This window comes from Rhodococcus sp. IEGM 1305 (assembly GCF_030058635.1).
GTDB classification, from domain to species: Bacteria; Actinomycetota; Actinomycetes; order Mycobacteriales; family Mycobacteriaceae; genus Rhodococcus_F; species Rhodococcus_F opacus_D.
The window spans coordinates 1-13,426 of record NZ_JASHKX010000069.1; the positions used below are offsets into that span (position 1 = coordinate 1).

General features: G+C 66.4%; 14 protein-coding genes and 1 pseudogene. 10 read left to right on the forward strand and 5 right to left on the reverse strand.

Features of this window, described 5'->3' with window-relative positions; translation table 11 throughout:
• The 3 genes and pseudogenes from QM693_RS37210 to dmpG all read left to right on the forward strand — a co-directional run.
• Positions 1 to 111 (forward strand): annotated as a pseudogene (locus tag QM693_RS37210) (2-keto-4-pentenoate hydratase); the annotation flags it as partial.
• 10 nt (positions 112 to 121) lie between these two features.
• The gene (locus QM693_RS37215; RefSeq protein ID WP_009477595.1) at positions 122 to 1,024 is read left to right on the forward strand and encodes an acetaldehyde dehydrogenase (acetylating); all 903 of its coding nucleotides are present in this window, start codon (positions 122 to 124) and stop codon (positions 1,022 to 1,024) included.
• A 44-nt stretch (positions 1,025 to 1,068) separates the two neighbouring features.
• Positions 1,069 to 2,115 carry a 4-hydroxy-2-oxovalerate aldolase gene (dmpG, locus tag QM693_RS37220; RefSeq protein ID WP_283334966.1) on the forward strand — a complete coding sequence of 349 codons (1,047 nt, stop codon included), beginning with the start codon at positions 1,069 to 1,071 and terminating at the stop codon, positions 2,113 to 2,115.
• 28 nt (positions 2,116 to 2,143) lie between these two features.
• Here the strand turns inward: dmpG and QM693_RS37225 are convergent, their stop codons facing one another.
• The 3 genes from QM693_RS37225 to QM693_RS37235 form a co-directional block, all read right to left on the reverse strand.
• Positions 2,144 to 2,521: a VOC family protein gene (locus QM693_RS37225; RefSeq protein WP_009477597.1), complete on the reverse strand. Its 378-nt coding sequence runs from the start codon at positions 2,519 to 2,521 to the stop codon at positions 2,144 to 2,146.
• 133 nt (positions 2,522 to 2,654) lie between these two features.
• Positions 2,655 to 3,002 carry a hypothetical protein gene (locus QM693_RS37230; protein ID WP_037242045.1) on the reverse strand — a complete coding sequence of 116 codons (348 nt, stop codon included), beginning with the start codon at positions 3,000 to 3,002 and terminating at the stop codon, positions 2,655 to 2,657.
• Positions 3,003 to 3,004: 2 nt separating this feature from the next.
• A complete protein-coding gene (locus QM693_RS37235) occupies positions 3,005 to 4,189 on the reverse strand; it encodes a 3-ketosteroid-9-alpha-monooxygenase, oxygenase component (RefSeq protein ID WP_283354808.1) in 1,185 nt (394 codons plus the stop codon).
• A 190-nt stretch (positions 4,190 to 4,379) separates the two neighbouring features.
• Here QM693_RS37235 and hsaA point away from each other — a divergent pair, with 190 nt between their 5' ends.
• Genes hsaA through hsaB form a run of 4 tightly spaced genes read left to right on the forward strand, consistent with a single transcriptional unit; the run spans position 4,380 to position 7,928 of the window.
• Positions 4,380 to 5,555: a 3-hydroxy-9,10-secoandrosta-1,3,5(10)-triene-9,17-dione monooxygenase oxygenase subunit gene (gene hsaA, locus QM693_RS37240; RefSeq protein WP_283354809.1), complete on the forward strand. Its 1,176-nt coding sequence runs from the start codon at positions 4,380 to 4,382 to the stop codon at positions 5,553 to 5,555.
• 8 nt (positions 5,556 to 5,563) lie between these two features.
• On the forward strand, positions 5,564 to 6,442 hold the full coding sequence (gene hsaD, locus QM693_RS37245; protein WP_283354810.1) for a 4,5:9,10-diseco-3-hydroxy-5,9,17-trioxoandrosta-1(10),2-diene-4-oate hydrolase: 879 nt from the start codon (positions 5,564 to 5,566) through the stop codon (positions 6,440 to 6,442).
• Complete coding sequence (gene hsaC, locus QM693_RS37250) at positions 6,442 to 7,344, forward strand: iron-dependent extradiol dioxygenase HsaC (RefSeq protein WP_005263859.1); 903 nt, start codon at positions 6,442 to 6,444, stop codon at positions 7,342 to 7,344. Before hsaD ends, hsaC begins: the two co-directional genes overlap by 1 nt.
• On the forward strand, positions 7,341 to 7,928 hold the full coding sequence (gene hsaB, locus QM693_RS37255; RefSeq protein ID WP_005244804.1) for a 3-hydroxy-9,10-secoandrosta-1,3,5(10)-triene-9,17-dione monooxygenase reductase subunit: 588 nt from the start codon (positions 7,341 to 7,343) through the stop codon (positions 7,926 to 7,928). The genes hsaC and hsaB overlap by 4 nt, the downstream gene beginning before the upstream one ends.
• Positions 7,929 to 7,931: 3 nt before the next feature.
• Here hsaB and QM693_RS37260 read toward each other — a convergent pair whose 3' ends face one another.
• A complete protein-coding gene (locus tag QM693_RS37260; protein ID WP_283354811.1) occupies positions 7,932 to 9,380 on the reverse strand; it encodes an NAD-dependent succinate-semialdehyde dehydrogenase in 1,449 nt (482 codons plus the stop codon).
• A gap of 114 nt (positions 9,381 to 9,494) precedes the next feature.
• On the opposite strand from QM693_RS37260, the gene QM693_RS37265 reads away from it, so the two are divergent.
• From QM693_RS37265 to QM693_RS37275, 3 genes are all read left to right on the forward strand, one after another.
• On the forward strand, positions 9,495 to 10,736 hold the full coding sequence (locus tag QM693_RS37265; protein WP_283354812.1) for an aspartate aminotransferase family protein: 1,242 nt from the start codon (positions 9,495 to 9,497) through the stop codon (positions 10,734 to 10,736).
• 68 nt (positions 10,737 to 10,804) lie between these two features.
• Positions 10,805 to 11,299 carry a DUF3830 family protein gene (locus QM693_RS37270; RefSeq protein ID WP_009477605.1) on the forward strand — a complete coding sequence of 165 codons (495 nt, stop codon included), beginning with the start codon at positions 10,805 to 10,807 and terminating at the stop codon, positions 11,297 to 11,299.
• 71 nt (positions 11,300 to 11,370) lie between these two features.
• Entirely contained in the window at positions 11,371 to 12,195 is an 825-nt protein-coding gene (locus tag QM693_RS37275; protein WP_283354813.1) for a PhzF family phenazine biosynthesis protein, read from the forward strand.
• Here the strand turns inward: QM693_RS37275 and QM693_RS37280 are convergent.
• A complete protein-coding gene (locus QM693_RS37280; RefSeq protein WP_283354814.1) occupies positions 12,192 to 13,358 on the reverse strand; it encodes an iron-containing alcohol dehydrogenase in 1,167 nt (388 codons plus the stop codon). The two genes, QM693_RS37275 and QM693_RS37280, sit on opposite strands and share 4 nt — an antisense overlap.
• Positions 13,359 to 13,426: the final 68 nt, after the last annotated feature.

A 13,426-nucleotide genomic window follows, 5' to 3' on the forward strand; every position in this document is an offset into this window, starting at 1 on the left:
GGCGACATCGTGCTGCCCGGCTCGTGCACCCGCGCCATCGACGCGCACCCGGGCGATCACTTCCGCGCCGAGTTCAGTGGGCTCGGCTCCGTATCCCTGCAGTTCAAGTAGGAGTTTGTTCATGACCAAGGCAAGTGTGGCGATCGTCGGTTCGGGCAACATCAGCACCGACCTGCTCTACAAGCTGCAGCGATCCGAGTGGCTCGAACCCCGGTGGATGATCGGGATCGACCCCGAGAGCGAAGGCCTGGCGCGGGCCCGCAAGTTGGGACTGGAAACGTCTGCCGAGGGTGTCGACTGGTTGCTGAACCAGCCGGAGAAACCCGATCTCGTCTTCGAGGCCACGTCCGCGTACGTGCATCGGGAGGCAGCACCGCGGTACGAGGCCGCCGGCATCCGCGCCGTCGACCTGACACCCGCCGCCGTAGGACCCGCCGTGGTCCCACCGGCGAACCTGCGCGAACACCTCGGCGCCCCCAACGTCAACATGATCACGTGCGGAGGGCAGGCCACGATCCCGATCGTGTACGCCGTCTCCCGCGTCGTCGACGTGCCGTACGCCGAGATCGTCGCGTCGGTGGCGTCCGTCTCCGCGGGCCCGGGCACCCGCGCCAACATCGACGAGTTCACCAAGACCACCAGCCGCGGCATCGAGACCATCGGCGGAGCGCAGCGCGGCAAGGCCATCATCATCCTCAACCCGGCCGACCCGCCGATGATCATGCGCGACACGATCTTCTGCGCGATCCCCGAGGACGCCGACCGCGCCGCCATCACCGACTCCATCCACCGCGTAGTCGCGGACATCCAGCAGTACGTCCCCGGCTACCGGCTGCTCAACGAACCGCAATTCGACGACCCGAGCGTCGTGTCCGGCGGGCAGGCGACGGTCACCACGTTCGTCGAGGTCGAGGGCGCAGGCGACTTCCTGCCCCCGTACGCGGGCAACCTCGACATCATGACCGCAGCGGCAACCAAGGTGGGCGAGGAGATCGCCCAGAAGCTCCTGAGTGTGGAGGCATGAGCACAATGGTTCATTTCGACGGGGCGAGCGGAGCGACGGGAAATATGAGCAGCAGCTGGGACATCCGCGTCACCGACACCTCCCTGCGGGACGGTTCGCACCACAAGCGGCACCAGTTCACCGGTGAGGAGGTCCGGGCCATCGTCGGTGCGCTCGACAACGCCGGGGTCCCGGTCATCGAGGTGACGCACGGCGACGGACTGGGTGGGTCCTCGTTCAACTACGGGTTCTCCAAGGTCCCGGAGCAGGAACTCATCTCGATCGCCGTCGACACGGCGAAGAACGCGAAGATCGCCTTCCTCATGCTGCCGGGGCTCGGCATCAAGGACGACATCATCGTCGCCCAGGACAACGGCGCCTCGATCTGCCGCATCGCGACGCACTGCACCGAGGCGGACGTGTCCATCCAGCACTTCGGGCTGGCTCGCGACCGCGGTCTCGAGACCGTCGGCTTCCTGATGATGGCGCACTCGATCGCACCGGAGAAGCTCGCCAAGCAGGCCCGCATCATGGCCGACGCGGGCTGCCAGTGCGTGTACGTCGTCGACTCCGCAGGCGCGCTCGTGCTCGAGCAGGTGTCGGACCGCGTCGAGGCGCTGGTGCAGGAACTCGGCTCGGACGCACAGGTGGGTTTCCACGGTCACGAGAACCTCGGACTCGGTGTGGCCAACTCGATCGCCGCCGTGCGGGCAGGTGCAAAGCAGATCGACGGCAGCACACGACGATTCGGCGCCGGCGCCGGTAACGCGCCGGTCGAGGCGTTCGTCGGCGTGTGCGACAAGATCGGCGTCAAGACGGGGATCGACTTCTTCGCGATCGCCGACGCCGCCGAGGACGTGGTGCGTCCGGCGATGCCCGCCGAATGCCTCCTCGACCGCCAGGCGCTGATGATGGGGTACGCCGGCGTCTACTCGAGCTTCCTCAAGCACGCGGAACGTCAGGCCGAGCGGTACGGCGTCTCGTCCGCCGAACTCCTCGTCCGCGCCGGCAAGCGCAAGCTCGTCGGCGGCCAGGAAGACCAGCTCATCGACATCGCGCTCGAACTGCAGCGCGAGCGGGCTGCGGCTGCGCCGCCCGTGAGTACTTCTTAACGTCGGGCGGTTGATAAGTACTCACAGGTCAGCGGGCGGTCTCCCACAGCCCGACGACGTTGCCCTCGGAGTCGGTGAAGTACGCGGCGAATCCCATGTTCCCGACGGGGGTCCGGCCGGTGACGGTCTTGCCACCGAGGGATTCGATCCTTTCGAGGGCGGATTCGATGCTCTCGACGTCGACGGTGACCACGGGAGTGGTTACCTCCCCGCGCTGCATCATGCCGCCGTTGATGTAACCGGGTTCGTCGGGCATGCCGCTCTCACCGACAGGTCCGGTGGTGACCATGCTGTAGTCCATGTCGGGGATCTCGGCGATGGCCCACCCGAATGCGTCCCGATAGAACGCTCGTGCGCGGTCACCGTCGTCGAAGGGGATCTCGAAGTGCACGATTCGGCCTGTCATGGCACGCCTCCGGTTCGGCTGGAACCGCCGAATCCGACGGCACATCCAGCCTAAGCGCCCAATGTGACATTCGTGCAGCCTGACTGCACGAATGTCACATCGGGCGACGCATCCGCCGCAGTGGTACCGACGACTATTCGACGCGATCTCGCACGTCGATGAACCCCTCCATCACCGCGTGGTTGATGCTGTCCCACAGTCGCGGGCACCCCTCGCGGAGCGCGGTGGACTGTCCCTCGCCGACGGCGTCCCGGAACGTCGGGCACGTCTTCGCAGGGTCGTCCGTCCACTGGACGCTCGTGTGCTTGAGGCTGTTCTTGCGCACCAGCACACAGGTTCCGCACGTACGGCACTCGACTTCGTTCATGCCGTCGTCGAGGTAATTGGCCTTGTCGGCCAACGTCTGCGCATGAATGGCCTCGAGCCGAGCAGGCTGCCCGGCGAAGTCGGGAGCTTTGGCCCATTCGATCGAGGCACTCATGATCAGACCTGCGCTTCCTTGCTCTCGGACCGCCCCGCGGTCGTGTTCTCGGACCGCTCACCGGCCTCGCGTTCGGCCTTCTGACGGGCCAGGTTCTCCTCGACCTCGTGTTGCCAGGCCTCGTTGGCCTTGGTGGTGTCGACTTCGAACTCGAAACGCTGCGTCATCTTGTCGGTGACGTCGGCGACGTCGACGTAGAACTGGTCGTACCAGCGTCGCAGCTGGTAGACCGGACCATCCTCGTCGCAGAGCAGGGGGTTGTCGATCTTGGTCTTGTTCTTCCAGATCTCGACGTCCTGCAGGAAGCCCTCGGCGATGCCCTCGGTGAACTTTGCGGCCAGCTTGTCGGCTGTTTCGTCGTCGATGCCGGTCGGCTTCTTGACGGTCACGCCGTACTGGAGCATGAACGAATTGTTCGTCACCGGATAGTGGCAGTTGATGAGGACGCTCTCGACCTCGTACCCGCCGTAGCTGTTCCACAGCGGATTGATCATGTAGGACGGCCCGTAGTACGCGGCCTCGGAGCGCAGCAGCGATTCCATGCCGTACTGCGTCGCCATCCCGACGTCGGGGCGACCCTTCGTGTTGAGGTACTGCGTTGCGATGTGGCCTTCGAAGACGTTCTTGAAGTACGTCGGGAACGCGTAGTGGATGTAAAAGAAGTGCGCCATGTCGACGACGTTGTCGATGATCTCGCGGCAGTTGGACCCTTCGATCAGCATCGAGTTCCAGGTCCAATCGGTCCACTCGTCGCTGTAGGCGCCTTCGATGCGGGGGATGGTCACGTTCTCCGGCGGGGGATTGCCCTCCGGGTCGTTCCAGACGAACAGCTGACCGTTCTGCTCGAGGGTGAGCCATGCCCGGGTGCGGGCGATCGGGGGAACCCGGCGTGCGTAGGGAATGCTGGTGCACTTGCCGTTGCCGCCCCAGCGCCAGTCGTGGAACGGGCAGGCCACGGAATCGCCTTTGACCGTGCCCTGAGACAGGTCGCCGCCCATGTGCCGGCAATACGCGTCCAGAACCTTCAGTTCGCCCTTGCTGTCGGCGAAGACGACGAGTTTGGTGCCGAATGCCTCGATCGAATGCGGTTTGCCGTCCTTGAACGTCTTGGTCAAACCGAGGCAGTGCCAACCACGCGCGAAGCGGGTCTGGACCGTGCCCACATCGATCTCGCGAATCTGCGCCATTGTGCCCTCACATCCCTTCATGCTGTTAGTAGAACACGTTATAGAACTTCGACAGGATCCGCCAGATTTTCGGAGGCTTTCTTCCAGACCCGGGCCGTCAAACAGCGCCTTTGCCGGTATCTCGACATAAATGGGAACGTGTTCTAGTCTCAGAGGATAAGTGAACCATCGAACGAGACAGGAGCGTCCTGTGGGTGACCATGACAGTCACGAGGTGATGCAGCGGGTCGACGCACTACTGCCGACGCTGCGAGAGCGTGCGCAGGAGACCGAGGATCTACGTCGTATCCCCGACGATTCCATGAAGGCGCTCCAGGAGACCGGATTCTTCCGGTTGCTCCAGCCCGAACAGTGGGGTGGTTACCAGGCGGATCCGGTGTTGTTCTACTCCGCGGTGCGGAAGATCGCGAGCGCCTGCGGTTCCACCGGCTGGGTCTCGTCGATCATCGGTGTGCACAACTGGCACCTCGCCCTGTTCTCGCAGCAGGCTCAGGAAGACGTGTGGGGCAACGACACCGACGTCCGGATCTCGTCGTCGTACGCGCCGATGGGCGCCGGGCAGGTCGTCGACGGCGGATACACGGTCAACGGCGCCTGGGCCTGGTCTTCCGGCTGTGAGCACGCCAGCTGGGCGGTGCTCGGCGGGCCCGTCATCAAGGACGGCCGCCCCGTCGACTTCGTCAGCTTCCTGATCCCGCGTGAGGACTACCGGATCGACGACGTGTGGAATGTCGTGGGACTCCGCGGAACCGGCAGCAACACCGTGGTGGTCGAGGACGTGTTCGTCCCGACGCACCGCGTCCTCAGCTTCAAGGCGATGAGCAACCTCACCGCACCCGGGCTCGAGCGCAACACCGCACCCGTCTACAAGATGCCCTGGGGGACAATTCATCCCACCACCATCTCCGCGCCGATCGTCGGGATGGCCTACGGCGCCTACGACGCGCACGTCGAACATCAGGGCAAGCGCGTCCGCGCGGCGTTCGCCGGCGAGAAGGCGAAGGACGACCCGTTCGCCAAGGTTCGCATCGCCGAGGCCTCGAGTGACATCGACGCCGCCTGGCGCCAGCTGTCCGGGAACGTCGCCGACGAATACGCACTGCTCGTCGCCGGTGAGGAAGTCCCGTTCGAGCTGCGGCTGCGGGCTCGCCGCGACCAGGTGCGCGCCACGGGCCGCGCCATTTCGTCCATCGACAAACTGTTCGAGAGCTCGGGGGCCACCGCGCTGGCCAATGGCACGCCGCTGCAGCGTTTCTGGCGGGACGCGCACGCCGGACGCGTCCACGCGGCCAACGATCCCGAGCGCGCCTACGTCATGTACGGCACAGGCGAATTTGGTCTGCCCATCACCGACACGATGGTCTAGGAGAACACGTGACGACTACCGAAGAGGCCCTCACGTTCGAGTCCACCTCGAAGTTCGCGCAGGTCCGGCCCGACCTGAAGTTGCACTACCACGAGGCCGGGGTCGGCAACGACACCACGATCGTGCTGCTGCACGGCGGCGGACCGGGCGCTTCGTCGTGGTCGAACTTCGCCAGGAACATCCCGGTTCTCGCCGAGAAGTTCCACGTGCTCGCCGTCGATCAGCCGGGATACGGGTTGTCGGACAAGCCGACCGAGCACCCGCAGTACTTCGTGCACAGCGCGTCCGCGTTGAAGGACCTGCTCGACACCCTCGGCGTCGGCGGACGTGTCCACCTGCTCGGCAACTCGCTCGGTGGCGGTGCCGCGGTGCGTTTTGCGCTGGACTACCCCGACCGCGCGGGCCGGCTGGTGCTCATGGGCCCGGGCGGGCTGAGCGTCAACCTGTTCGCCCCGGACCCGACCGAGGGCGTCAAGAACCTCGGCAAATTCGGCTACCAGCCCACCCGGGAGAACCTCGAGGCGTTCCTGCGCATCATGGTGTTCGACCAGAAGTTGATCACCGACGAACTGATCGACGAACGTTTCGCCGCCGCGAGCACACCCGAGTCGCTCGCGGCCGCCAAGGCGATGGGAAAGTCGTTCTCCTCGGCCGACTTCGAGCTGGGAATGCTGTGGCGCGACGCGTACAAGCTGCGCCAGCGGGTGCTGCTGATCTGGGGTCGCGAAGACCGGGTCAACCCGCTCGACGGTGCGCTGGTGGCGCTGAAGATGATTCCGCGGGCGCAGTTGCACGTCTTCGGCGGGTGCGGACACTGGGCGCAGCTGGAGAAGTTCGACGAGTTCAACCGCCTGGCCACCGATTTCCTTCTGGACGGGGGTAAGTGATGAGTATTCGTTCACTGGCATACATGCGCATCGAGGCCACCGACATGGCCGCGTGGCGCGAATACGGTCTCAAGGTGCTCGGCATGGTCGAGGGCAAGGGCTCCGACCCGGACGCCCTGTATCTGCGAATGGACGACTTCCCGGCTCGCCTCGTGATCTTCCCCGGGGAACAGGACCGGCTGTCGGTGTCGGGCTGGGAGACGGCCAATGCCGCGGAGTTGCAGGAGGTCCGGGACAACCTGTCGGCGGCCGGCGTCGCGTTCAAGGAAGGGACGGCCGAGCAGTTGCAGGACCGCAGGGTCGACGAGCTGATCACGTTCGAGGACCCGTCGGGCAACACTCTCGAGGCGTTTCACGGTGCGGCCCTGGAGCACCGGCGCGTGGTCAGCCCGTACGGGCACAAGTTCGTCACGGGTGAGCAGGGCCTCGGGCACGTCGTCCTCTCGACCACGGACGACGAGGCGTCGCTGCGCTTCTACCGCGACGTCCTCGGTTTCCGCCTGCGCGATTCGATGCGGTTGCCCCCGCAAATGGTCGGGCGGCCCGCGGACGGCAAGCCGGCGTGGTTGCGGTTCTTCGGCTGCAACCCGCGGCATCACAGTCTCGCGTTCCTGCCGATGCCGACGCCGAGCGGCATCGTGCACCTGATGATCGAGGTCGAGAACTCCGACGACGTCGGATTGTGCCTCGACCGCGCGCTCCGCAAGAAGGTCAAGATGTCGGCCACGCTCGGCCGCCACGTCAACGACCTGATGCTGTCGTTCTACATGAAGACCCCCGGCGGCTTCGACATCGAATTCGGTTGCGAGGGACGTCAGGTGGAGGACGAGAGCTGGATCGCGAGGGAGAGCACGGCCGTCAGCCTGTGGGGTCACGACTTCAGCGTCGGGATGCAGCCGTGAGCGAGGTGACCGGGGACGGGGCCGTCGCGGCCGAGGCGATCGATCCGCGACGGTTCCGGACGGTGCTCGGCCAGTTCTGCACCGGCGTCACCATCATCACGACGATCGACGACGGCGTGCCGGTGGGGTTCGCATGCCAGTCGTTCGCCGCGCTGTCGCTCGAACCCCCGCTCGTGCTGTTCTGCCCGACCAAGACGTCGCGGTCGTGGGCGGCGATCGAGCGCAGCGGCATCTTCTGCGTCAACGTGCTCGCCGAAGAACAACAGTCGACGTGCGCCCGCTTCGGTTCCCGCGACCCGGACAAGTTCGCCGGGATCGACTGGACGGAGTCGCCGCTGGGCTCGCCGATCCTCACCGGTTCGCTGGCCCACATCGACTGCTCGCTCGAGAGCGTGCACGACGGCGGCGACCACTGGGTCGCGTTCGGCCGGGTCTCCTCCCTGAGCGAGATCAGGGAGGAGCGACCGCTGCTGTTCTACCGCGGGCAGTACACCGGCATCGAACCGGACAAGACGGTGCCTGCGCCGTGGCGCGACGACCTCGAGGCGTTCCTCACGACGTCGTCGGAAGACACCTGGCTCTAGCTCCTAGACGGCGACACCGATGTACTTGGTCTCGAGGAATTCGTCGATGCCGGTGGTTCCGCCTTCGCGCCCGAGCCCGGATTCCTTCACGCCGCCGAACGGCGCGGCCGGATTCGACACCACACCCTGGTTGAGGCCGACCATGCCCGACTCCAGCGCCTCGCACACGCGGATGCCGCGCTTGAGGCTCTCGGTGTACACGTAGGCCACCAGCCCGTACGGGGTGTCGTTGGCCCGCTCGACGGCCTCGGCCTCGGTCTCGAACGTGCTGATCGCGGCCACCGGGCCGAAGATCTCGTTGTGGCACATCTCGGCGTCGTCGGGCACACCCGTCAGGACCGTCGCCGGGTAGAAGTTGCCCGGGCGGTCGAGTGCCTCGCCGCCGGTGAGCACCGAGGCGCCGCGGTCGACCGCGTCCGCGACGAGACTGCTCACCTTCGCGACGGCCGCCTCGTCGATCAGCGGTCCGACCACGACGCCGTCCTCCGTGCCGCGCCCGACGGGCAGGGCCTCCATCCGCTGCGTGAGTTTGCGCGTGAATTCCTCGGCGACCGAACTGTGCACGAGAATCCGGTTGGCAGCCGTGCAGGCCTGGCCGATGTTGCGCATCTTCGCCGCCATGGCCCCGTCGACGGCGTCGTCGAGATTCGCGTCGTCGAAGACGAGGAACGGCGCGTTGCCGCCCAATTCCATGGATGTGCGCATCACCGTGCGCGCGCACAGTTCGAGCAGATGCTTCCCGACCTTGGTCGAACCGGTGAACGACAGCTTGCGGGCCCTGCCGTCGAGGATGAGGGGAGTGATGACCTCGTCGGGGCTGGACGTGGTGACGACGTTGACGACGCCGTCCGGCAGCCCGGCCTCGGTGAGGATATCGGCGAGCGCCAGAATCGACAGCGGCGTCTGGGCCGCCGGCTTGATGACGGACGTGCACCCGGCGGCGATCGCGGGCCCGATCTTCCGGGTACCCATCGCCATCGGGAAGTTCCACGGGGTGATGAGCAGGCTCGTCCCCACGGGCTGACGGGTCACGAGGAACCGCGACCCGCCGCCGGGCGCCGTCATGTAGCCGCCGTCGATGCGGACGGCCTCCTCCGCGAACCAGCGGAAGAACTCCGCGGCGTAGGCGATTTCACCCCGCGCCTCGGTGAGTGGCTTGCCCATCTCGAGCGTCATGACCAGCGCCAGCCGGTCGACGTTCTCGAGCAGGAGTCGGTGTGCGTTCATGAGGATGGTGCTGCGTTCGCGGGGTGTCGTGGCCGCCCACGACGGTTGCGCCGCCACCGCCGCGTCGAGCGCCTCGCGGGCCTCCGCGGCGTCGGCGTCGGCGACCGTGCACAGGATCTGTCCGTTGGACGGGTCGTGGACCGGCATGGTGCGGGCGCTGTCGCGCCACTTGCCGCCGATGAACAGGCCGGTCTGCACCGATGCGATTGCTGCTTCCTCGAGCATGATTTTTCCCCATTCTCCATTGCCGAAGGGACGCTCCCCATGTTATACAGATTGTCAACAATCTGACAATGCACTTGCCGACATTCGCCGGCATCTACGCGTGGGAGGGTTCTCGTGACTCGGCTATCTCCACTGCTCGCACAGGCCACACCCGTGACGGTCGATCACGGTGAAGGGTGCTACCTCTACGGCACCGACGGCAGGCGCTATCTCGACTTCACCGCGGGCATCGGCGTCACCAGCACCGGGCACTGCCACCCGCACGTCGTGGAAGCCGCGCGCAGGCAGGTCGGCTCCCTGATCCACGGCCAGTACACGACGGTCATGCACCAGCCGATGCTCGAACTGGTCGATCGACTGGGATCGGTGCTGCCCCCGTGGCTCGACTCGCTGTTCTTCGCGAACTCGGGGAGTGAGGCCGTCGAGGCGTCGCTGCGACTGTCGCGGCAGGCGACCGGCCGCCCCAACGTGATCGTCTTCCACGGCGGATTCCACGGACGCACGGTCGCGACGGCGACGATGACCACGTCCGGCACCCGGTTCTCGGCCGGCTTCAGCCCGCTGATGGGCGGGGTGCACGTGGCACCGTTCCCCAACGCCTACCGCTACGGCTGGACCGAGGAGGAGGCGACCGCGTTCGCGCTGAAGGAACTCGACTACATCTTCGCGACGCTCACCGCGCCGAACGAGACGGCGGCGTTCGTCGTCGAGCCCGTTCTCGGCGAGGGCGGATACGTGCCCGGCAACACCGCGTTCTTTCAGGGGCTCCGCGAGCGCGCCGACCGGTACGGCATCCTGCTCGTCATCGACGAGATCCAGACCGGTTTCGGTCGCACCGGCAAGTTCTTCGGGCACCAGCATTTCGACGTCCGGCCCGACATCATCACCATCGCCAAGGGTCTGGCCAGTGGTTTCCCGTTGTCGGGCATCGCGGCGTCCGAGGAGCTCATGGCCAAGGGCTGGCCGGGGTCGCAGGGTGGAACGTACGGCGGCAACGCCGTGTCCTGCGCGGCCGCGGTCGCGACGCTCGAGGTGATCGAGAAGGAAGATCTCGTGGCCAACGCCGCCGCGCGGGGCGTCCAGTTGCTCGACGGTGCGCGCGCCCGCGCCATCGACGGGATCGGTGACGTCCGTGGTCTCGGACTGCTCGTGGGTAGCGAGTTCACGGCCGCCGACGGCAGTGCGGACCGTGCGAAAGCGGCTGCGGCGCAGCAGCTGGCCGCGAAGAAGGGGCTGCTGCTCCTGACCTGCGGCGCCTACATGAACGTGGTACGGATGATTCCACCGCTCATCGTGACGGCGGAACAGATCGAGGACGCCCTGAAGATCTGGTCCGAAGTACTCGACGAAGTGTGACAAGCACCCGTGAGTACTTGTTAACCGCCCGCGGTTAACAAGTACTCACGGGCTCCGAAGGAGGACCTGTGGCTCGCTACATCACCATCAGCCTGGACAAGCGCGGCGTGACCTGCCGTGCCCGGCTTCTCGACGAGGATGCACCACTCACGTGCGACGCGGTGTGGAACGTGCTTCCGCAGAGCGGCGACGCGTACCACGCCAAGTACGCGCGCAACGAGGTGTACACGCTGATCCCGCGGATCACCGCGGCACCGCGGCGGGAAAATCCCACCGTCACACCGATTCCCGGTGACGTGTGCCTGTTCGACTTCGAGCCCTGGGAGATCGGCAACTCCGCCTACGGGTACGAGCCGGGCTCGGAGGCGCACGCCGCGCAGGGCGCCACCGACCTCGCGATCTTCTACGGCCGCAACAACCTCCTGCTCAACGGCGACGTCGGCTGGGTGCCGGGCAACGTGTTCGCCGCCATCGAGGAGGGGCTGCCGGAATTGGCGGCCGCGTGCAACGACCTGTGGATGCGCGGCGTCGAAGGCGAGACGATGAGCTTCGCGCGGGCGTGACGTCGGGACCGGTCCACCGTGTGCGAGATGGCCCTCGACGGGCGCCGGACCGTCCACCACCATCGGACGCTATGAAGCTGGACATCTATCAGATCGACGCATTCGCCGCCGGGCCCTTCGAGGGCAACCCGGCGGCGGTCATGCCGCTGACCGCCGACTGGCTGGACGATTCGGTGCTTCAGCAACTCGCCGAAGAGAACAACCTGTCCGAGACGGCGTTCTACACCGCTCAGCTTCCCGTGGACGCGGGGCCCCACGACCCGGAACACCCGGCGTATCACCTGCGGTGGTTCACCCCTGCCGTCGAGGTGGACCTGTGCGGCCATGCCACCCTCGCCACCGCCGCACAGATCTTCGAGGACGTGCACCCGGACGCCGACCGCATCCAATTCTGGACGCGTAGCGGCTGGCTGCACGTCGACCGTGGACCGGACGCGACGCTGGTGATGGATTTCCCGGCGGAGCCGCCGGCACCGACCGCGGCCGATCCCCGGATCGTCGCCGCACTCGGGATTCCGGTGCGGGAGTGCCTGAAGGCCACCGACCTCGTGTTCGTCGCGGAATCCGAACACGACATCGCGTCGATGGCACCCGACTTCGCCGTGATCAGCCCGCTGAAGGTGCGGGGAATTGTCGTCACCGCAGCGTCCGACGTCGAGGGGCTCGACTTCGTATCGCGTTGGTTCGGCGCCGCGGCCGGCGTTCAGGAGGACCCGGTGACGGGGTCCGCGCACTCGCAGATCGCGCCGTACTGGGCTGACGTCCTGGGCCTAGACAACCTTGTCGGACGACAACTGTCGGCGCGGGGAGGAACGGTGCACTGCGAGGTGCGCGGCGACCGCGTCCACCTGTCCGGGGCTTACCGGCGGTACCTCAGGGGTACCGTCGAATTCTAGCGCTGGCTGAAGACCTCCGAATACAGCGTCTCGATCTGGCCGGCGGTGGGCACGACCGGATTGTTGCCGGGCGATCCGGACGCCAGCGCCTGCTCTGCCATCAACGGAATGAGGCCGTCCCAGGCGTCGCGGTCGATCCCGTAGGCGAGCGGCGTCGGAACCTTCAGGTCGTGACACAGCGTGCTCAGGGTTTCGACGAGGAACTGCGCGGCGACGGAATCGCCTGCCGATTCCGGTGCAGCGCCGAATGCACGCGCGCAGTCGGCGTAGCGGCTCTCCGCTCCGTTCACGGAGAACGCCGTGATCGCGGGAAGTAGCATGGCATTCGACAGTCCGTGTGCGACATGGAAATGCGCACCGATCGGCCTGCTCATCCCGTGCACCAGCGCCACGCTCGAGTTGGAGAACGCCATACCGGCCTGCATGGACGCGACCATCATCGCTTCCCTCGCGGTGCGGTCTTCACCGTCCGCGTACGCCGTGCCGATGTGCTTACCAATCGTGCGGATCGCGGAGAGCGCGAGTCCGTCGGTGAACGGCTGGGCCTTCTTGCTGACGTACGCCTCGATGGCGTGGGTGAGCGCATCGATTCCGGTGTCGGCGGTCAACCGCGGCGGCATCGACATCGTGAGTTCGAAATCCACGATCGCGGCGATCGGCAGGAAGGAGAGTCCCGGGCACAGCATCTTCTCGTCGGAAGCGCTGTCGCTGATGACGGTGAATTGCGTCGCCTCCGAGCCGCTTCCGGCGGTGGTCGGTACCGCGATGATCGGCAGCGCCTTCCCGGTGTACACGTGGGGTGCCTTGTACGACCGCATCTCGCCGCCGTTCGCGGACAGCACGGCCAGTGCCTTCGCGGTGTCCATCGGACTACCGCCGCCGAACCCGATCACCGAATCCGCGTTGTGCTCGGCGACGATCCTCAGCCCTTCCTCCAGAGAATCGGTGGTGGGGTCGGGCACGGTGCCGGAGAACAGTGCCGGCTCCTTGCCCGCGGACCTGAGGAGGCTCATGATCCGGTCGGCCGCGCCGGTGCCGGTCAGATAGGAGTCGGTGACGAGAACCGGTCTCTGCAAGCCCAGTTCGTCGACAACCGAGCCGATCTCGTCGACTGCTCCGGCCCCGATCCTGGCGAATCGGGGGAGTGAGAGGTGTGCGGTCATGGGAGAGGTTCCTTAGTTGTTCTGGGGGAAGCCGAGGTTGAGTCCGCCGTGGCTGGGGTCGAGCCAGC

Bases quoted from the DNA above. Each gene is read 5' to 3' on its own strand.
- QM693_RS37280 (WP_283354814.1), bottom strand. From the start codon at position 13,358: ATGACCGCACACCTCTCACTCCCCCGATTCGCCAGGATCGGGGCCGGA.
- QM693_RS37230 (WP_037242045.1), bottom strand. From the start codon at position 3,002: ATGAGTGCCTCGATCGAATGGGCCAAAGCTCCCGACTTCGCCGGGCAG.
- hsaC (WP_005263859.1), top strand. From the start codon at position 6,442: ATGAGTATTCGTTCACTGGCATACATGCGCATCGAGGCCACCGACATG.
- QM693_RS37260 (WP_283354811.1), bottom strand. From the start codon at position 9,380: ATGCTCGAGGAAGCAGCAATCGCATCGGTGCAGACCGGCCTGTTCATC.
- QM693_RS37225 (WP_009477597.1), bottom strand. From the start codon at position 2,521: ATGACAGGCCGAATCGTGCACTTCGAGATCCCCTTCGACGACGGTGAC.
- QM693_RS37275 (WP_283354813.1), top strand. From the start codon at position 11,371: ATGAAGCTGGACATCTATCAGATCGACGCATTCGCCGCCGGGCCCTTC.
- QM693_RS37215 (WP_009477595.1), top strand. From the start codon at position 122: ATGACCAAGGCAAGTGTGGCGATCGTCGGTTCGGGCAACATCAGCACC.
- QM693_RS37235 (WP_283354808.1), bottom strand. From the start codon at position 4,189: ATGGCGCAGATTCGCGAGATCGATGTGGGCACGGTCCAGACCCGCTTC.
- dmpG (WP_283334966.1), top strand. From the start codon at position 1,069: ATGAGCAGCAGCTGGGACATCCGCGTCACCGACACCTCCCTGCGGGAC.